This is a genomic window from Kitasatospora sp. NPDC059795, from assembly GCF_042732175.1.
GTDB lineage: Bacteria > Actinomycetota > Actinomycetes > Streptomycetales > Streptomycetaceae > Kitasatospora.
This window is the reverse complement of sequence record NZ_JBHWID010000006.1, coordinates 422366-440587: the sequence shown is the minus strand read 5'-3', so window position 1 is coordinate 440587 and position 18222 is coordinate 422366. Positions and strand designations below refer to the sequence as shown.

20 protein-coding genes are annotated in these 18222 nt (G+C 71.6%); 8 read left to right on the top strand and 12 right to left on the bottom strand.

What is annotated here, in order from left to right; translation table 11 throughout:
* Positions 1-493, bottom strand: a 493-nt coding sequence (locus ACFV4P_RS15925; protein WP_380471420.1) for a hypothetical protein, incomplete at its 3' end; no start/stop codon positions are given.
* Here ACFV4P_RS15925 and ACFV4P_RS15920 point away from each other — a divergent pair.
* Entirely contained in the window at positions 465-1091 is a 627-nt protein-coding gene (locus ACFV4P_RS15920; protein WP_380471418.1) for a GNAT family N-acetyltransferase, read from the top strand. The genes ACFV4P_RS15925 and ACFV4P_RS15920 overlap by 29 nt on opposite strands.
* Before the next feature lie 58 nt (positions 1092-1149).
* On the opposite strand, the gene alaS is transcribed toward ACFV4P_RS15920, so the two are convergent.
* From alaS to ACFV4P_RS15890, 6 genes are all read right to left on the bottom strand, one after another.
* Positions 1150-3804 (bottom strand): alanine--tRNA ligase, encoded by a 2655-nt coding sequence (alaS, locus tag ACFV4P_RS15915; protein WP_380471416.1) that lies wholly within the window; start codon positions 3802-3804, stop codon positions 1150-1152.
* A 226-nt stretch (positions 3805-4030) separates the two neighbouring features.
* Entirely contained in the window at positions 4031-4486 is a 456-nt protein-coding gene (locus ACFV4P_RS15910) for an HAD family hydrolase (protein ID WP_380471414.1), read from the bottom strand.
* Positions 4483-5034, bottom strand: coding sequence for an orotate phosphoribosyltransferase (locus ACFV4P_RS15905; protein ID WP_380471412.1), 552 nt, complete (start codon positions 5032-5034; stop codon positions 4483-4485). Before ACFV4P_RS15905 ends, ACFV4P_RS15910 begins: the two co-directional genes overlap by 4 nt.
* The gene (locus ACFV4P_RS15900) at positions 5031-5630 is read right to left on the bottom strand and encodes an LOG family protein (protein WP_380471410.1); all 600 of its coding nucleotides are present in this window, start codon (positions 5628-5630) and stop codon (positions 5031-5033) included. The genes ACFV4P_RS15905 and ACFV4P_RS15900 overlap by 4 nt, the downstream gene beginning before the upstream one ends.
* Positions 5627-6499: a hypothetical protein gene (locus tag ACFV4P_RS15895; RefSeq protein ID WP_380471408.1), complete on the bottom strand. Its 873-nt coding sequence runs from the start codon at positions 6497-6499 to the stop codon at positions 5627-5629. The genes ACFV4P_RS15900 and ACFV4P_RS15895 overlap by 4 nt, the downstream gene beginning before the upstream one ends.
* 39 nt (positions 6500-6538) lie before the next feature.
* Positions 6539-7372 carry an aspartyl/asparaginyl beta-hydroxylase domain-containing protein gene (locus tag ACFV4P_RS15890; RefSeq protein ID WP_380471406.1) on the bottom strand — a complete coding sequence of 278 codons (834 nt, stop codon included), beginning with the start codon at positions 7370-7372 and terminating at the stop codon, positions 6539-6541.
* A 248-nt stretch (positions 7373-7620) separates the two neighbouring features.
* Here ACFV4P_RS15890 and ACFV4P_RS15885 point away from each other — a divergent pair, with 248 nt between their 5' ends.
* Both ACFV4P_RS15885 and ACFV4P_RS15880 read left to right on the top strand, forming a co-directional pair.
* Positions 7621-8946, top strand: coding sequence for a helix-turn-helix domain-containing protein (locus ACFV4P_RS15885; protein ID WP_380471405.1), 1326 nt, complete (start codon positions 7621-7623; stop codon positions 8944-8946).
* A gap of 51 nt (positions 8947-8997) precedes the next feature.
* Positions 8998-9177: a hypothetical protein gene (locus ACFV4P_RS15880; protein ID WP_380471403.1), complete on the top strand. Its 180-nt coding sequence runs from the start codon at positions 8998-9000 to the stop codon at positions 9175-9177.
* Between the two features lie 39 nt (positions 9178-9216).
* Here the strand turns inward: ACFV4P_RS15880 and ACFV4P_RS15875 are convergent, their stop codons facing one another.
* Positions 9217-9990 (bottom strand): MBL fold metallo-hydrolase, encoded by a 774-nt coding sequence (locus tag ACFV4P_RS15875; RefSeq protein ID WP_380471402.1) that lies wholly within the window; start codon positions 9988-9990, stop codon positions 9217-9219.
* A gap of 184 nt (positions 9991-10174) precedes the next feature.
* On the opposite strand from ACFV4P_RS15875, the gene ACFV4P_RS15870 reads away from it, so the two are divergent.
* Complete coding sequence (locus ACFV4P_RS15870; RefSeq protein WP_380471400.1) at positions 10175-10777, top strand: CGNR zinc finger domain-containing protein; 603 nt, start codon at positions 10175-10177, stop codon at positions 10775-10777.
* 85 nt (positions 10778-10862) lie between these two features.
* On the opposite strand, the gene ACFV4P_RS15865 is transcribed toward ACFV4P_RS15870, so the two are convergent.
* Complete coding sequence (locus ACFV4P_RS15865) at positions 10863-12299, bottom strand: glyceraldehyde-3-phosphate dehydrogenase (RefSeq protein ID WP_380471398.1); 1437 nt, start codon at positions 12297-12299, stop codon at positions 10863-10865.
* Positions 12300-12694: 395 nt separating this feature from the next.
* Between ACFV4P_RS15865 and ACFV4P_RS15860 the strand changes: the two genes are divergently transcribed.
* The 4 genes from ACFV4P_RS15860 to ACFV4P_RS15845 are packed head-to-tail and all read left to right on the top strand — an operon-like array spanning position 12695 to position 16018.
* Positions 12695-13225, top strand: a complete 531-nt coding sequence (locus ACFV4P_RS15860) for an EF-hand domain-containing protein (RefSeq protein WP_380471396.1) — start codon at positions 12695-12697, stop codon at positions 13223-13225.
* 29 nt (positions 13226-13254) lie between these two features.
* Positions 13255-14382, top strand: a complete 1128-nt coding sequence (locus ACFV4P_RS15855) for an isocitrate/isopropylmalate family dehydrogenase (protein WP_380471394.1) — start codon at positions 13255-13257, stop codon at positions 14380-14382.
* Between the two features lie 50 nt (positions 14383-14432).
* The gene (locus tag ACFV4P_RS15850; protein WP_380471392.1) at positions 14433-15128 is read left to right on the top strand and encodes a cysteine hydrolase family protein; all 696 of its coding nucleotides are present in this window, start codon (positions 14433-14435) and stop codon (positions 15126-15128) included.
* A gap of 2 nt (positions 15129-15130) precedes the next feature.
* The gene (locus ACFV4P_RS15845) at positions 15131-16018 is read left to right on the top strand and encodes an SAM-dependent methyltransferase (protein ID WP_380471390.1); all 888 of its coding nucleotides are present in this window, start codon (positions 15131-15133) and stop codon (positions 16016-16018) included.
* A 62-nt stretch (positions 16019-16080) separates the two neighbouring features.
* Here ACFV4P_RS15845 and ACFV4P_RS15840 read toward each other — a convergent pair whose 3' ends face one another.
* The 3 genes from ACFV4P_RS15840 to ACFV4P_RS15830 are packed head-to-tail and all read right to left on the bottom strand — an operon-like array spanning position 16081 to position 18175.
* Positions 16081-17214: an FAD-dependent monooxygenase gene (locus tag ACFV4P_RS15840; RefSeq protein ID WP_380471388.1), complete on the bottom strand. Its 1134-nt coding sequence runs from the start codon at positions 17212-17214 to the stop codon at positions 16081-16083.
* A 39-nt stretch (positions 17215-17253) separates the two neighbouring features.
* A complete protein-coding gene (locus ACFV4P_RS15835) occupies positions 17254-17817 on the bottom strand; it encodes an ATP/GTP-binding protein (protein ID WP_380471386.1) in 564 nt (187 codons plus the stop codon).
* A gap of 1 nt (position 17818) precedes the next feature.
* Entirely contained in the window at positions 17819-18175 is a 357-nt protein-coding gene (locus ACFV4P_RS15830; protein WP_143200268.1) for a DUF742 domain-containing protein, read from the bottom strand.
* Positions 18176-18222 lie beyond the last annotated feature (47 nt).

Here is an 18222-nt window from a genome sequence, read left to right as displayed (position 1 = left end):
AGCCGTCGTCCTGAACCCGAGCCGGTAACAGCCGACGTCTCGGACCCTGACGCCGCCACCACGAGTCGACCGACATCACGAGTTCAAGTTCAGTAGATGGCCCCGGGGAAGCCGTGGGCGGCGCACGCGTCGGCCTGGGTGATGTGTGTTCGATCTCGACGCCGGTGAGGGTGAAGCGGCGGAGCCGGCAGCCAGTGCGCATGACCGCAGCGAGGTGGCAGGGATCTATCTCCTCGATGAGGACGGTGGGCTGCACGGTCGGCGAGTCCTTGCGGCCGGTGACAGCAAGCGGCAGGCGGCTGTCGGTCCAGGCGGCGGGGTGATCCGCCAGATCGGGCCGCGGATGGTGGAGAGGCCAGCCTGGCCGAAGCCGCGTTCCTCCCACAGGGTCATCCGGCTCGCCGTCGGTGGCCGCCAGCCCCCGGAAGAGGTGCAGGGCGTGTCCCTGGTTAACGATCTGGCCGGTGTCGATAGGGGCGGCCATCGGCTTCACGAAAAGGCCCTCCTACGACTCCCGAGAGAGACTTGTTGGCGTGATCTCATGCGGTGGTCGCTCAGTCCCGACCGGCTCCGGTGTGCCGGTCCGGTTCCGGCGGTTCGATGAGGGCGACTCGGTGTACGAACTGACTCGTCTACTGCATCGCGCGTACTCCGATCACGCTGTTGCAGGACGCGTCTTCTTTGCCTCTTACCAGTCGGCGAAGGACACAGCGATCCGATCGGGACGCGGCGAGTGCTGGCTGGCCCTGCGCGGGACAGCACTGGCGGGAACCGTGACACTGGCGGTCCCGTACCAGGCACCGAAGGGGTATCCGGCCCCTGCGGGAGCGGGCTCGTTCTGGCAGCTGGCAGTGGATCCCGCGCACCGCAGGACTGGCCTCGGGCAACGGCTGCTGACCCTGGCGGAGGACCGGATCACCGCTCTCGGAGCGACCGCAGCAGTCATCGACACGTCAGCCGAGGCGGCTGAGCTGCTCGGCTGGTACCGCCGACGGGGCTACCGGCCGGTCGGGAAGTGGCGGTGGGATGTGACCAACTACGAGAGCGTGGTTCTCCACAAGGACTTGGCGGGGGCTGAGAGGATGCGGTGAGAGTGGTTGTTGACGGCCCCTCCAGGACGGGCCGCCAACAGTCAGTGAGGGCACAGAGTTACTGGCCGAGGATCCGAGCGCCGTCTCGGGCCGCAACCGCGAGGGCCTCGTCGAGTGCCTCGACGCGACGTCCGCCCGCGTCGGCGACAGCGCCCTTGCCGCCGGCCCCGCCGCCGACCGCGCGGGCGGCCGAGACCAGGATCTGGCTGGCGTGGATACCGGCGTCGTGGAGGTTGCGGGTGACTGCGGCGGCGAGCAGGGCCTTTCCGTTGTGTTCGCTGCCGACGACAACGACCGCCCGGGCCTTGTCGAGGAGGGCGGCAGTGCTGGCCACCAGGGTGCGGAGCTCCCCAGGCCCAAGGTCGGAAACCCTCTCGGTGATGATCCGACCGTCGGCGACGACACGGGCGGAGGCGGCGAGCTGCCCGGCATGGGTGCGGAGTTCGGCGTCGCGGAGGCGGCCGAGTTCCTGCTGCGCGGTGGCGAGGGCATCGAGGCGCTTGCGGAGGGCGTCGGGGGCGTCCTTGGGCCGGGTGCCGAGGAGGGTGGCGAGTTCTTCGAGGAGGCCGCGTTCGGTGTCGTAGTAGGTGAGGGCGCCGCGGCCGGTGAGGGCTTCGATGCGGCGGAGGTTGGAACCGATGGAGGCTTCGCCGAGGATGCGGACTGGGCCGGCGTTGGAGCCGTGGCCGACGTGGGTGCCGCCGCACAGTTCGCGGGAGAAGTCGCCGATGTCGACGATGCGAACGTGATCGCCGTACTTCTCGCCGAACAGGGCGGTCGCACCGGCCGCTTCGGCCTCCGAGCGGGTGGCGTGCCAGATGCGGACTTCGGGGTCGTCCATGAGGTGGTCATTCACGAGGGCTTCGACGGCGGCGAGTTGGGTGGGGTCGAGGGCGGAGAAGTGCGCGAAGTCGAACCGAAGGCGGCCGGCGTCGACGAGGGAGCCGTGCTGGCGGGCGTGGTCGCCGAGGGTACGGCGGAGCATCGCGTGCAGGACGTGGGTGGCGGAGTGGGAGCGGGCCACGGCGTCCCGGCGCGGGCCGTCGACGAGGGCCTCGACGGCCTGGCCGCTGCGGAGTTCGCCGCCGAGGACGCGCACGGTGTGGACGTGGAAGCCCTCCAGGCCGAGCTTGGTGTCCAGGACCTGCAGCACGGCGCCGTCGGCGGTGCGGACGGTGCCGGTGTCGCCGACCTGGCCGCCGGACTCCGCGTAGAAGGGGCTGCGGTCGAGCACCACCTCGACCGTCCGGCCCTGGTCGGTGCCGGACGCGAGGGTGCCGTCGGCGATCACGCCGAGGACGGTGGCCTCGGCGGTCAGCCGGTCGTAGCCGACGAAGTCGGTGCGGCCGTGGCGGGCGGACAGTTCGCGGTAGGTGTCCTGGCGGCGCAGGACCTCGGCGGTCCGCGCCTTACCGCCGCTCTTGGCGCGCTGCTGTTGCTCGGTGAGCAGGGTGGCGAAGCGGTCCTCGTCGATGGTGAGGCCGGCGTCGCGGGCGGCCTCGATGGTCAGCTCGACGGGAAAGCCGTACGTGTCGTGCAGCTCGAACGCGGTCTCCCCGGCAAGGGACGAGGACCCCGCGCTACGGGTGCGGGTGATGGCGGAGTCCAGCAGCCGGGTGCCCTGGGTGAGGGTGCGGGTGAAGGACTCCTCCTCGGCGGCGACGACCTGCTCGATCAGCGCGGACTGGGCGCGCAGTTCGGGCCAGACGTCGCCGAGGTTGCCGATGACACTCGCGGTGGTGGCGGGCAGGACCGAACCGTCGATGCCGAGCAGGCGGGCGTGGCGGATCGCCCGGCGCATCAGGCGGCGCAGGACGTAGCCGCGACCGTCCTTGGCCGGCAGCACGCCGTCGGCGATCAGGAAGGCGATCGAGCGGGCGTGCTCGGTAACGACCTGGAAGGAGACCTTCTGCTCGCCGGTGCCGGGGTAGTCGCGGCCGGCGAGCTCCTGGACGGTGGCGAGGGTGGACAGGAGCAGGTCGGTTGTGCAGACGTTCTCGACGCCCTGGAGGATCGCGGCGAGGCGGTCGAGGCCGAGGCCGGTGTCGATGCTCTGCTGGGCGAGTTCGCCGAGGATCGGGAAGCCGCCCTTCTTGTCGCCCTCACCGCGCTGGTACTGCATGAAGACCAGGTTCCAGATCTCCATGTAGCGCTCGCCGTCGACGGCGGGGCCGCCCTCACGGCCGAAGGCCGGTCCGCGGTCGTAGTTGACCTCGGAGCAGGGCCCGCACGGTCCGGGGACGCCCATCGACCAGTAGTTGTCCTCCATGCCCAGGCGCTGGATGCGGTCGGCGGGGACGCCGATCCTGCGCCAGAGCTGTTCGGCCTCGTCGTCGTCCTCGTAGACGGTGATCCAGAGCCGGTCCTTCTCCAAGTTGTATCCCTGGGTGAGGAGTTCCCAGGCGAAGGCGATGGCGTCGGCCTTGAAGTAGTCGCCGAAGGAGAAGTTGCCCATCATCTCGAAGAACGTGGCGTGCCGGTTGGTGCGGCCGACGTTGTCGATGTCGGAGGTGCGCGCGCACTTCTGGATGGTGGTGGCGCGCGGGTACTCCGGGGTGACCTCGCCCAGGAAGTAGGGCTTGAACTGGTTCATGCCGGCGTTGGCCAGCAGCAGCGTCGGGTCGGAGGGGATCAGCGGGCTGGACGGGACCTGGCGGTGGCCGCGGGAGGTGAAGAAGTCCAGGAAGGTGGAGCGGATTTGCGTCGAGCGCATGGCGGTATGGCCCTCACGGGAAGTCGTGGGAGAGGTGGGGGGTGTTCACACGCCGAGCCGGGCCGAGAACGAGGACTGAGTGGTTCTCAGTTCTCCAGCTCGGCGCAGATAGCTCGCGCCCCCACGGTGTAGACCATGACTCCAGACCATCGCTCTGAGGTGGCGCAGCCGCGACCGGACGCAACGGTCCGCTGCGACTGCGTCACCAACAGTAGCGGGTCCGGCGTCAAGATCGCTTGGCGTATTCGTTCGGCTGCCGGTCGCCCGTCAGGAGGATCAGCGCGGAGGCAAGTCCGCCGGGCTGGTGGATCAGCACGTCGGCACCTGCCCTGGCCGGCGGGAGCAGCCAGTCGACCCTGCGGCGGCTGCGCAGGGTGACGAGTCCGGTGGCCACGCCGAATGCGCGCAGCTCGGTGAGTGTCCCGACAGTGAACGGGAAGGGCTTGGCGCGCAGGCCGGCCGTGGCGGTGGCCGAGTCCCAGGCCTCCTCGTGGATCGGCCCGTCGAGACCGAGGGCCGCCAATGCCTGGTCGCGCGGGGTGAGGTGCGCGCCGGTGGGGAGGTCGGTGATGGTGACCCGCCGGCCGAGCGCCGCCATCGCGTATCCGGCCAGCGTGGCGAGGTAGGCATTGCGGCTGTCCAGCAGCACGCCGTCGAGGTCGAAGAGAACGGCGTGCCTCACGCGGCATCACCGGCCTGCCGCACCGGTAGGTCTGCCTCCGCGAGCAGGGAGTGAAGGGTGACCCGGTGTTCGGCCAGCGTCTGTCGACCGCCGAGCGGGCGTTCCAGGATGCACATCGCATCGGTGACCGGGCTCCCGGCCATCCGCAGCGTCCGTGCCATGGTGAGGAGTTGGCTGCCGGAGCGGACGACGTCGTCGACCAGAACGGTGCGCAGGCCGGTGATGTCGGTGCCCTCGATCTGCCGATGGGAGCCGTACAGCTTCGGCAGGCGGCGCAGGAAGACGGCGGGCAGGCCGGTGGCGGCCGACAGGGCGACGACCAGCGGGACGCCGCCCAGTTCGATGCCGGCCAGGGCCTGGGCGTCGGCGGGTACGAGGTGCGCCAGCGCCCTGGCGGTGTCGCGTAGCAGCGCCGGGTCGGAGGCGAGGCGGAACTCGTCGAAGTAGGTGCTCAGGTGGGTGCCGTCGGAGAGCTTGAAGGGGGCGCTCACGCAGGCGGTGTCGGCGAGCCGGGCCGCGAGGCCGGCCTCGGTGTGACGGATGGTCATGCTCCTCCGATCGGGCTGGTGTCGAACGCGCCGAGCAGGGTCTGGAAGTCCTCGGCCGCCTCGGCGGTGTGCAGGAATCCGAGCGGCCGGGTGGCCGTCTCGAAGAGCCACTTCTCTTCCCGCAGGAAGGTGAGGAGGCGAAGGGCTGTCGGCCCGGCGAGGCAGACCGGCACCGGGCGGACGGTGGTGGCGTAGTACAGCGCGGCGGTCAGCTCGTGCAGGGTGCCGACACCGCCGCCCATCGCAACGACCAGGTCGGCGCTCTCCAGGTAGTGGTTGAGCCGGGCACCGAGGTCGGGCAGGTGGACGGACATGGTGGCGTGCGGGTTGAACGCGCCCCACTCGTCGTGCTTGCCGATCAGGGTGACCGCGGTGACGGCGGTGCCCTGCGAAGCGGCCCCGCGGGCGGCGGCCTCCATCAGGCCGTTGTAGCCGCCGTGCAGCAGCTGGTACCCGGCGCCGCCGAGCGAGCGGCCGATCTCCTCGGCCAGGAACTCCTCCTCGGCCGAGGCGGGAACGACGCCGCCGAAGAACACGGCGGTCAGACCCTCGCGGGCCCGGACGGCGGCCGGGCCCGCGAGGTGCAGTGCGTTCACGCCAGCTCCTGGTAGGTCCGGTACGCGGCGATGGCGTCGTACAGACCGTCGAGGGCCTGCGGGCAGGCACGCTCCACCAGCCCCAGCACGCGCTCGACCGCCGCGTCGACGTCGGCCGCCAGCGGGATCGCCGGGCCGCTGATCGCCGCGTCCAGATCGGCGAGGCAGGCCCGGCCGATCGGGGTCGCGGCGATCTCCTCGCGCAGCTGGTACCAGCCCCAGAACCTGGACGCCGGTGCGAGGGCGGCCTTGATCAGGTCCTTCGTCGCGGTGTGCAGCCGGTACCACTCGGCGTACGCGACGAACCGCTGGCCGCGCTTGATCCGCTTGTGCAGGAGCACGGCCAGGACCAGATGCTCGATCAACAGCTCACTGCACGTACGGGGCCGGGCGAGAAACGAGTGCACGTAGCTCTCGGCCACGGCGATGTCCGGCGCGGGGGCCGGCTCGGGTTCGCGGTCGAGGATGACGGCCGTGCAGACCGTCTCCCGCAGGCGCGGGACGCGGGAGGCGGGCACGAGATACAGGTCGATCTGGTGGAGCCGGCCCTCGTCCGGGACGAGGAAGACCGTCCCCACCCCGCCGAGGTCGGCGACGATCGTGTCGCGCCAGCCCGGCAGCAGGGCGCCCGCCTCGACGGACATCAGGACGTCCAGCGTCCCGACGAAGGAGGGGAGTTGGCCGTCCCTGACGCCGACCACGAAGTCGACGTCGGAGAGCCGGTCGGCGGTGCCCTGCGCCAGGGAGCCGCGCACCATCAGGTGGGTGACGGCCGGGGAGGCCGCCAGGATGTCGGAGAGCTTCGACAGCAGCGGCAGCTGCGCGGGCCGGTTGGCCCGGGTGATCTCTGCCAGTTGCAGGGTGGGCATGTGCTTCTCCTTCCGGAGCTTCGGTGTCGCCGGCAGCGGTCAGGCGGACAGGGCGAGGAGGCGGGTCTTGGCCACCGTCCAGCGGACGGCGGCCTCCAAGTCGCCGAGAGAGGTGTGCAGTTCGGCAATCAGGTCGTAGGCCGTGCCCTCGGGCAGGGCGTACGTGTAGAAGAGCCGCAGCAGCATGCGCTCGGCCGCCTCGGTGTAGCCCAGCGTGGTCATGGTGCGGGCGGTCTCCAGGCATTCGGCCAAGGCCGTCCGGCTGGCAGTGGGCAACGCTTCGACGGCCGCGGGGTGGAGCGAGGGCCGCCGGGCCAACTGCTGGTAGGTGTCGTCCGCGTAGACGTCGGCGATCAGGTGGATCCGGTCCGGGCCGAGCAGGTTGCACACCCCGTGCGGGTAGGTCGGGGTGAGCCGCCAGATCCGGCCGCCGACCAGGTGCACCTTGGTGCCGCCGGTCACCAGGAAGGCGGAGCTGTTGGTGTGCAACGGGATGTGCAGGCGGTGCCGCTCGACCTGGTCGAGTTCGTCGTAGTCGCGGTGCTCCCAGAGGAAGGCGTTGCCCTCCAGCCGGGCGAGCCGCACCCACATGTAGTTCAGCCCGAGATCGGCGAGGTACGCGGCGGTGGCGGGCATCCGCTGCAGCAACTCGGTCGGACGGGCGGCGCAGTCGCTGATCAGGACGTCGGCGGCGTCGCCGGAGGCGTTCATCAGCGAGGTGGTCCACCAGCCCCCGGACTGGTAGGCGCCGTACTCCGCCTTCCAGGGGGCCTGGGCGGTCAGGGCTTCGTGGCGCATCCGCTCCAACTGGGCGGTGTCCACGGACGCCAGCTGGGCGATCTGCCCGGCCAGCGCGGTCAGTGTGCTCTCCATCGGTTCCCTCCCGTTGCCCGCACTCGAACGGCGGGCCGGTACACACGTGGTGTTCCGTTCACGGACGGCAAGGTTTCGCTCCGCGTCGTTCCTTGCGCGGGCTCCTTCCGCTTTCGTGAAGGACTTGTCGGTGCACGACGAGTAGAGCCCAACTCACGGTCACCAACCAGACGTTTTGCGTGGTCCCGGGGTAGTCCCACCCCTACGCGCAGTACGCTCACGGTCACTGTCGATGATGGGATTGGCCCGTGGACGACCAGATCCGACACCCCCTCGCATACGCCCGCGCGCTTCGCGGCTGGTCCCAGACCGACCTCGCGGCCCGCATCCACCACGCCGCCAGGAACAGGCCCGAGGGCCTGCGCTCCGGCACCGACAAGGCCGCCGTCAGCAAGTGGGAGAACGGGCGCAAGACGCCCAGCATCGAATCCCAACTCCTGATCGCCGAAGCCTTCGACGTCCCGACCGGCGACCTGGAAGCCTTCGAGTGGCCCCACTGGCTGCCCGGCCAGGACCAGCCGGTGCCGCTCGGATCGGCGTTCACCGTCCACGCACTTCGAGACGCACTGAGAGCCGCAATGGACCATCGCCGCCGCACCTTCATGACCTTCAGCGCGCTCGCACTGGCCGGGCTCTCGGCCCAGTGGGCCGCCCTCGAACCCGACCGGCTCACCGCTGCCATGCACGGCAGACGCGTCGACGGCGAACTGGTCGACTGGATGGAGGACACCAGCGCCAAGCTCGTCGCCCTGCCCACCGAACAGCGGCAACACACCGCGAAGTTGATGGACGCCCAACTGGAGACCGTCACCGACCTGCTGGAACAGGGCCGATACTCCGAATCCGTCGGCCGGCGGCTCCACCTGCTGGCCGCGTCCCTGGCCGGCACCTGCGGCTGGCACCGCTTCGACCAAGGGCGACACTACGCGGCGGGCAAGCTCTGGAACGCGGCCCTCACCAACGCGCACGCCGCCCGCGACCGCGACCTCGGCGCCGGCGTCCTCTCCGACTTCGCCTACCAGTCGATCTGGCTCGCCCAGCCGGACGCCGCCGTCGAACCGCTCAGCCAGGCCCTCGTCCACACCCGCCACCCCACCGCCCGTTCCTTGCTCCACCTCCGCCGCGCCCGCGCGCACGCCGCCCTCGGAGCCGCCGCCGACTGCCACCGCGACCTGGCCGCCGCCGAGACCGCCCTGCTGACCGACAGCCCGGACCCGGCCCCGGCCTGGTGTCAGTGGATGAGCACCGCGGACCTGGCCGTCGACTCCGGCCAGTGCATGCTCGACCTGGGCCGCACCGACGAGGCACACGCCCGGATCGACGAGGGCATGAGCCTGCTCCCCCGCTCCCGCGACAAGACCCGAGGAATCTTCCTGACCTACGAAGCCCGCAGCCTCCTGCAGGCCCGTGAGGTCGAACAGGCCGTCACCGTCGCGAACCGGTCACTCGACCTGGCCACCCGGATCGGCGCCGAACGCTGCGTCACCCTGGTACGCGAGCTCGCGCCGGCCTTCAAGCCCTACCGCCGGGTCGACGGCGTAGCCGGTCTCATGGACCGCCTGAAGTCGGACTGACCCGCGATCCGGTCAGTGCCTCCTGTCGTGGGGCGACGGGTTGGGGTGACGATGGTGGTCGCCGCGGTCGACACCACCGAGGGCCTGCTGAGCAATTGGTCGCGGGGAATCGCCTCCCGTCCGGTGACGCCCGTGCCGTCCCAGATCGCGGTCGTGCACCACGGCTGGGCCTCGCACATGATCTTCTCCCCGTCCGGCGTGAAGAAGCTGGGCCTCGGCGGGCAGCCGTGACCTCGCGTCACCTCGCCGGCCGGGCGGGGCAGAACCGCGTCAGGCCAGTTCGAGGACGTCCGACAGGCCGGCGGCCGCGAACGCGGTGAGGAGGGCGTCGCGGCCCTCGGTGAAGTGGGCCCAGCTGTCGAAGTGGACGGGGACGACGCGGCGGGCGCCGAGGATGCGGGTGGCTTCGGCGGCGCGGGCGCTGTCGAGGGTGAGGAGGTCGTTGTCGAACAGGCCGGTGCGGGCCGCGCCGGCGAAGAGGACGGCGGTGTCGACGGGGGCGAAGCGTTCGGCGATCCCGGAGACGACGTCGAGGGACGCGTTGTCGCCGGAGACGTAGACGACGGGCAGGCCGGGGGCGGTCAGGACGAAGCCGATGACCTCGCCGGTGACGGGCTCGCAGCCGTCGGGGCCGTGCTGGGCGGGGACGGCGGTGATGGTGACCTGGTCGCCGGAGGGGCCGGTCAACTCGACGCTCTGCCAAGGGGCGAGGCCCTTCGCGGTGCCGCCCAGGCGTTCCGCGCCGCCGCGGGTGGTGAGGGTGAGCGGGACGTCGGCGAGGAACGTGCGGCCGCTGCGGTCGAGGTTGTCGGGGTGCTCGTCGTGGGAGAGCAGGACGGCGTCGATCGGGCCGAGGGCGGCCGGGTCGGCGCTGCCGGGGTGGGTCTTGACCAGGGCGCCGCCGCGCGGGAGCGGGTACTCGCCGGGAGCGTCGAAGGTGGGGTCGGTGAGCAGGCGCAGGCCGGCGTACTCGATCAGCGCGGTGGGGCCTCCGAAGACCTGAACGGCCGGGACGGCAGGAACGGCAGGAACGGCAGCAGTCATGACAGAACAACCTCACGGGAGAGTAGAAGTTTTACCGTGAGATGAATCTAACGGCCCATCACGGAAAATCGCAAGCTTTCCCGTGAGAGAAGGAGGGCGGGAGAGGGGATCTGTCGACTCGGAGACAGTCGAGGGAGAGGCGACAGGGAGACAGCTCTCCTCACGCGCAACGCCGCCCTTTAGCATGAGGACCATGAGCCAGCGCACCACCGCCCCCCACACCCCCGCCCCGGGCGCCGAGCAGCATCCGGCACTCGACTTCGCCAACTCGCTGCTCAGCCTGCCCACCGGCCCGCTCGACCTGCTCGGCACGCCGGAGGAGGCAACCGCCTGGCTGCTCGGCCACGACCTCGCCCCGGTCGGCGGCCGGCTGTACCGCCCCTGCACCGACCGCCTGCACCGACTGAGGGGCGCGGTACGGGAGTTGATCGGGGCGAGGACGACCGACGCGCCCGCCCCGCCCGAGGCGCTCGCCGCCGTCAACGCCGCCCTCACCGCCACCCCGTCCGCGCCCCTCCTGCACTGGGACGCCGAGCGCGGCCTGCACCGCGCCCTCCCCCACCCGGCGGACCGGATCGCCGACCGGGCGATGGCCCAACTCGCCGCCGACGCCGCCGAGTTGCTCACCGGCCCGGACGCCGGGCGGCTCGCGGCCTGCGGCGGCGCCCCGTGCACCCGGTTCTTCGTCCGCACCCACGCCGCCCGGCACTGGTGCTCGACCCGCTGCGGCGACCGGGTCCGCGCCGCCCGCGCCTACGCCAAGAAGCGTGCCGCGAACCCGAGTTGAGAATACGAACCCCGCCCGGACCAAAAAAACGGACCCCGTCCGGCCACAGGGGCCGGACGGGGTCCGCAAGCAAACCGGGCGAGCGTTACGCAGCCGGCCGCGGGAAGGTCGGGTACTCGACGCCGGAGACGTGCTGGACGACCCGGACGACCTGGCAGGAGTAGCCGAACTCGTTGTCGTACCACAGGTAGAGGATCGCGTTGTCGCCCTCGACCTTGGTCGCGCCCGCGTCCACGATGGAGGCGTGGCGGGAGCCGATGAAGTCGCTGGAGACCGCGTCGGGCGAGTCGATGAAGTCGATCTGTCGCTTCAGCGGGGAGGTCAGCGACACCTCGCGCAGGTGGTCGAGGACGTCCTCGCGGGTCGTCTCGCGGGCCAGCTGCAGGTTGAGGATGGCGATCGAGACGTCCGGCACGGGGACGCGGATCGAGCTGCCGGTGATCTTCGCCTTGAGGTCGGGCAGGGCCTTCGCGACGGCGGAGGCGGCGCCGGTCTCGGTGATGACCATGTTGAGCGGCGCGGAACGGCCGCGACGGTCGGCCTTGTGGTAGTTGTCCAGCAGGTTCTGGTCGTTGGTGAACGAGTGGACGGTCTCCACGTGGCCGCGCAGCACGCCGTACTCGTCCTCCATCGCCTTCAGCGGCGGGACGATCGCGTTGGTGGTGCAGGACGCGCAGGAGATGATCTGCTCGTCGGGCTTGATGGTGTCGTGGTTGACGCCGTGCACGATGTTCGGGACGTCGCCCTTGCCGGGGGCGGTCAGCACGACCTTGGCGATGCCGGGGCGCAGGTGCTTGGACAGGCCCTCGCGGTCGCGCCAGCGGCCGGTGTTGTCGATCAGGATCGCGTTGTCGATCCCGTGCGCGGTGTAGTCCACCTCGCTGGGGTCGTTCGAGTAGATCACCTGGATCGCGTTGCCGTTGGCAACGATCGTGTTGGTGTCCTCGTCGACGGTGATGGTGCCCTGGAACTGGCCGTGGATGGAGTCGCGCCGCAGCAGCGAGGCGCGCTTGACCAGGTCGTCGGGGCCGCCGCTGCGGACCACGATGGCGCGCAGGCGCAGGCCGCCGGTCTTCTCGACCAGCAGGCGGGCCAGCAGGCGGCCGATGCGGCCGAAGCCGTACAGGACCACGTCGCGGGGGGCCTGGCGCTCCAGCTTGTTGTCGCCGGTGGCACCGACGACCGCCTCGGCGGTGAAGTCGGCGACGCTCAGGCCGCGGTCGTCGGCGCGGTAGGCGGCGGCGAGCAGGCCCAGGTCGATCTGGGACGGGCCGAGGTCGAGGGCGGCGAGCGCCTGCAGGAACGGGAAGGTCTCGGTGATCGAGAGCTCCTCGCCGGCTATCTGGCGGGCGAAGCGGTGGGTCTTCAGGATGCTGACCACCGACTTGTTCACCAGGGAACGGCTGTGCAGCAGGACGGTCACGTCCCGCTCGCGGTGCAGCCTCCCGATGATCGGGATCATCGACTCCGCGAGCTCCTCGCGGTTCTTCCAGTCCGTGAACACGTCGTCGTTGACAGTCACAATTCAACTTTCGAGGGTAGGCCGAGCTAGGCGCCCCCATGCTAGCTTCGGCGGCACCCTCGGCGGCGGGGTGGTCCCCCCGCTGACCAGCGGTGGTACCCCGCCGGGAGGCCGCCCGGACGTGATCGCGGCCACACCTCCGGCACTCCTCGACCGCTCCGGTGCAGCTCGGTACCGAATCTGACGCCGCATCAGCTCAATTTCGGCCTTCACGGCGCGTGACCAAGGTCACCCACGTCGAATTCGTCACCCCACGGGGTGATGTCTCGTCATTTTCGGCCACTTGGTGTTTGCGGATGGAGGAGAGTGGGAGCCCCGGCCGGGCGGCCGCCCGTGACCGGGGTGCAGGTCCGGCCGTCCGAGGCCGGGCCGCCGCGAGGAAGGGACGGCCGTCCATGCCACACCTGGCCTACCAGCGGGCCGCGCTGGTGTTCACCCTGTTCGACGCCAACGGCAACGGGGTGCTCGACGCCGAGGACTTCGCTCTGATGAGCGAGCGCGTCCTGGAGGTCGCGGAGGACTCTGCGGAGGCCGACCGGCAGGCGCTGGCCGACAGCATCGACAACTACTGGGAGGTGATGGCCAAGACGCTGGACGTCAACGGTGACGGGCTGGTCACCCCCACCGAGTTCCGCGGCTTCGTCCTCAACCCGGAGCTGTTCGGCGCCACCGCCGCCGTGTTCGCCGACGCGTTGGCCAAGCTCGGCGATCCGGACGGCGACGGCCTGATCGAACGGCCGCGCTTCCCTGCCCTGATGACCGCCATCGGCTTCGAGAAGCCCAATATCGAGGCCCTGTTCGACGCCTTCGCCCCGGACGCCACCGATCGGATCACGGTCGAGGTATGGGCCCAGGGCATTCGCGACTACTACTCGCCCGAGAAGGTCGGCATCGCCGGCGACCGCCTGGTCGCGAACCCGGTCTGACCTCTCCACCCGTTGTGAAGGAGCCCGTTTTGACCGCACCGCTCATTGCCCTGGCCGTAGGCCGCGGCACCGGACCGGACCTCGCCCCCGTCTTCGAGCGGGTGCTCCGCCGGATCACCCGACTGCACGGTGTGGAGGCCGAGTTGGTGCGGTCACCTCGGCTCTACCACTCGTACGTCTCGCTGCGCACCGAGTGCGCCGACACCGCCGAGATCGCCCGCCTGACCGCGCTCGACGCCGAGCACTACGAGCGGTTCTGCCGCGAGCAGGCGGCGGCCGGCGTCCGGGCGGTGTTCCGCACCGCGATCAACGCCCAGTCGCTGTACTTGGTGCGCCGGCGGCTGGCCGCCGTCAAGGTCGAACCGCTGTCCGCGAACGGCGCCCGGCTGCTGCTGGTCCGCGACCAGGCGCAGGGCTTCTACACCGGCGACAACCACCACACCCCCGGCACGGTGGTGCGGACCATGGAGTTCAGCCGCGAGGTCACCGGGCAGGTGGTGCGCTACGCGCTCCGCCGGGCCCGCGACCTGTGGCCGGAGGGCCCCGCCCGGGTGCAGATGGCGTACAAGTTCCACCTGCTGGACGGCGCGCTGGACGACTGGCGGGCCGAGCTGTCCGCCGAACTCGGCATCGAGATCGCGCTGTTCCAGCCCGACACCGTCAACCGCAACCTGATCACCCACGGCCCCGAGGACCGCACCGTGCTGGTCGCGGGCAACGAGTGGGCCGACATCATGCACGTGGTGCTGCTCGACCGGTACGGCTCGGAGCGGCAGGAGAATCGTTGCACCGAGAACGTGCACCTCCATCCGGAACTGCACGGGCTCACCGAGTACCAGACGGTGCACGGCTCCGCCGACGACCTGGCCGGCCTCGACACGGTCAACCCGGTCGCCACGATCCGGGCCGCCGCCCGGATCGCCGAACGCCACGCGAACTGCCCCGGCGCGGAGGCCGCCGTGGAGACGGCGCTGGCCGCCGCGCAGGCCCGCGGGGTCTGCACGCCCGACCTCGGCGGCACCGCCGGCACCACCGAGACGGTGGACGCGGTGCTCAAGGAGCTCAGCGTCGCGTTAAAGCCCTTCGTGCCCGCCGCCAGGTCGGGTGCGAGCCGCATCACCGCCGCCTCGGGCACCGACCGGGCGGGCGCCCGATGAGCCCCGACGCCACCCCGACCACAACCCCGACCACAACCCCGATCACCTCGATGACAGCAACGCCGACGATGAACATCCCCACCGGCACGGCCCTGGTGGTCGTCGACCTGCAGAACGACTTCTGCGCGGGCCCGGTCGCCGCCGCCCGCTTCCCCGGCGATCCGGCCCGGCTGGCCCGCGTCGCCGCCCGTACCGCCACCGCCGTCGACCGGGCCCGCGCGCTCGGCGTCGAGGTACTGTTCGTCCGCTTCCTCGGGGACGTCGCCCTCCAGGGGCCGGCCTGGCGGCGGCGCGACGCGGCGCTCGGCAAGCGCCCCAAGTGCCTGGAGGGCAGCTGGGGCGCCGAGTTCCACGCCGCCGTGCCGCGGCCCGGCGAGGCGGTGTTCACCAAGCAGGCCTGCTTCGACGCCTTCCTCGACCCGGCGTTCGAGCCGCACCTGCACGCCCGCGGCATCCAGCACCTGGTGCTGACCGGCCTGTTCGCGGACGTGTGCGTGGACTCCACCGCCCGCACCGCCTTCCAGCGCGGCTTCCACCTCACGGTGCTCCGCGACTGCACGGCCGCACTGCACCTCACCGACCAGGACGTCCTGCGCTTCATGGCGCGGGTGTACGGCGCCCGGATCACCGACCTCGACGACGGGCAGCCCTTCACCCTGCCCGAGCTGCCCGAGGACGCCACGATGCCGGGGTCGTCGGATTTTCCGGAGTCGGCCGACGCGAGCGCCGGGGCGGGCCAGTCGTGACGATGACCGCCACCGTCCTGGACGACCCGGGCGTCACCGCCGGCGTCGGCCGCACCGCCCTGCTGGTCGCGCACGCCCGCGCGTTGGAGGCCCGCCGGCCCGACGCGCTGGCCGTCGACCGCTTCGCCGAGCACTTCGTCCGCGCCGACCCGGGCTGCACCGACTGGCCGCTGCACCCGGACGAGGTCGCCCCGGGCGACCCGCTGTGGGGCCGGCTGGCGAGCTACTTCGCGCTGCGCACCCGGGTGTTGGACGCGCACCTGCTGACGGCCGTCCGGGCCGGGGTGCGCCAGGTGGTGCTGCTCGGCGCGGGGCTGGACTCGCGGGCGTACCGCCTGCCGTGGCCGCCCGGCACCACGGTGTGGGAGCTGGACCGGCCGGAGGTGCTGGCGTTCAAGCAGCGAGTGCTGGACGAGCTGACGGCCGTCCCGTCGGCCTGCCGTCGCACGGTGCCGGTGGATCTGCGCGAGCCGTGGCCGGAGGCGTTGACAGAGGCGGGGCTCGATCCGCGGCTGCCGGTCGCGTGGCTCGCGGAGGGCCTGTTCCTTTACCTGCCGGCGGAGGCCGAGCAGCAGGTGGTGGAGGCGTTGGACACGCTCAGCGCGCCGGGTTCGACGCTGGCGTACGAGGTCAAGCTCGGCCTGGAGGCGGCGACGGTGCGGGCCAGTCCGGTGTACTCGGAGGCCCGGAACCGGATCGGCGTGGACCTGCTGGCGCTGTTCGCGGCCGGGCGGCGCCCGGACACCGCGGCGCGCCTGGGCTCGCTCGGCTGGTCGGTGTCCGTCCGCACGCCGTTCGACCACGGGGCGGGCCTGCCGCGGGCGCCGCGCCCGGAGCCGGACGACGCGCTGGCCGCGAACCGCTGGGTCACCTGCGTCAAGGGCCGCTGAACGCCCGGGGGCGGCCCGGCAGCGTCGACTGCCGGGCCGCCCTTCGCTGTTGGGCGGGCGTGTCAGTACGGCTTCACCAGCACGTGCGCCGCGCCGGGGATGCCGATCTTGAGGAGTTCGTCCTCCTCAGGCGTGGTGGGCGTGCCGGTCTCCTGCTTGAGCACGGCCCGGGACAGCGCCTGGACGAACATGGCGCGCGGGCGGCGGCGCTCCTCCCAGGACTGGAGGGCGGCGGGCACCGTGTCGGCGGCGTCGAGTTCCTGGGCGAGCACCAGGGCGTCCTCGACGGCCATCGCGGCGCCCTGCGCCAGGTGCGGGGTGGAGGCGTGCGCGGCGTCGCCGGCCAGCACCACCCGGCCGACGTGCCAGGGCGCGTCGACGGTGACCTGGGAGATCCGCGAGTAGACCACGGCGGACGGGTCGGTGACGGCGGCGAGGGCCTCGGCGACCGGGCCGGTGAAGCCGGCCAGGCGCTCCTTGAGCTGCTCGTGGGCGCGCTCCGGGTCGGGGCGGAAGTCCTCGTCCTCGGCGACGACGGAGCCCAGGTACATCAGCTCCGGGGTGATCGGGGTGAGCAGCGCCTTCGCGGCCACGTTGCCGGTGCTCATCACGACGCCCTGGACCTCGTCCTGCCGGGGCAGGGTGACGCGCCAGTTGGCGAAGCCCGTGTACTCGGGGCTGAAGCGGTCGCCGTACAGGCGGGTGCGCAGCGGGGAGCCGATGCCGTCGAAGCCGACGACCAGGTCGTAGCGGCCGGTGGTGCCGTCGGAGAGGGTGACGTCCACGCCCTCGCCGTCGTCGGTGAGGTCGGCGATGGTGGTGCCGAAGCGGACGGTCGCGCCGGCCTCGGTGGCGGCCCGGCCGAGGACCTGGGCGAGCGCGGGGCGCGGGATGCCGTTGTTGGCGGGGGCGTCGTCCATCCGCGGCTGCGGGATCTTCGCCAGCGGGTTGCCGGCGGTGTCGCAGATGGTCAGCACCTCCCACTCGTAGCCGACCGCCAGGCACGCGTCGAGGATGCCGAGTTCGCGCATCACGTGCAGGGCGTTGGAGGGCTGGATGATGCCGACGCCGAGGGCGTCGAACTGCTCGCGGAGTTCGGCGATCTCGACGGTGTGGCCGCGGCGGGCCAGTGCGACGGCGAGGCCGAGGCCGCCTATGCCGCCGCCGTGGACGAGGACGCGCAGGGGTGTTGCCATGGGTCTTCTCCGGTGGTTTCGGGGGGAGTTCGGAGGGGGTCAGCCGACCGGCAGCGCCATCAGGTGGTCGACCAGGGCGAGCAGCACGTCCCGGCCGAAGGTCCGGTCGCGGACGTCGCCGACCAGCATCGGCACGTGCGGGTCGAGGTCGAGCGCGGCCCGGATCTCGTCGTCGCTGCGGGTGTTGACGCCGTGGAAGCAGTTGATCGCGACGACGAACGGGATGTTCCGGCTCTCGAAGAAGTCGATCGACGCGAAGCTGCTCTCCAGTCGGCGGGTGTCGGCGATCACCACGCCGCCGAGCGCGCCGTTGACCAGGTCGTTCCACATGAACCAGAAGCGTTCCTGGCCGGGCGTGCCGAACAGGTACACCACCAGCTCGGGGCTGACGGTGATGCGGCCGAAGTCCAGGGCGACGGTGGTGGTGGTCTTCTGGTCGACGCCGGAGAGGTCGTCCACGCCGACGCTGGCGGTGGTGAGGTACTCCTCGGTGCGCAGCGGGGCGACTTCGCTGACGGCGCCGACCAGGGTGGTCTTGCCGACGCCGAAGCCGCCGGCGATCAGGATCTTGACCGCGGCGGCGCCCGCCTGGGTGGTCGTCATCTCAGAGCCTCCTCAGTCCCTCACGTACAGCGGCCAGCAGGCCGCGGTCGGCGCCGCCCGAGGCCCGGGCCACCGAGAGGGGGGCGCGGGCGGTCAGGAGGCCCTGTTCGACGAGGTCGCCGAGCAGGATCTTGGTCACGGACACCGGCAGGTCGAGGTCGGCGGCGACCTCGGCGACGGCGGCGGGGGTGCGGCACCGGCCGAGGATCATGCGGTGCTCGGGCTGCAGCCGGCCCGGCCGGGCCGGCGCGCCGTAGGCGTCGACCGGCTCGGACACGGTGGTCAGCAGGGTGATGAGGGTGAAGTCGTCACGTTCGGGCGCGGTGCGGCCGGCGGTGATGGTGTACGGGCGGACCATGCTGTCCGCGCCGTCGTCGGCCTCCTCGTCCTCCTCCCAGTACGGGC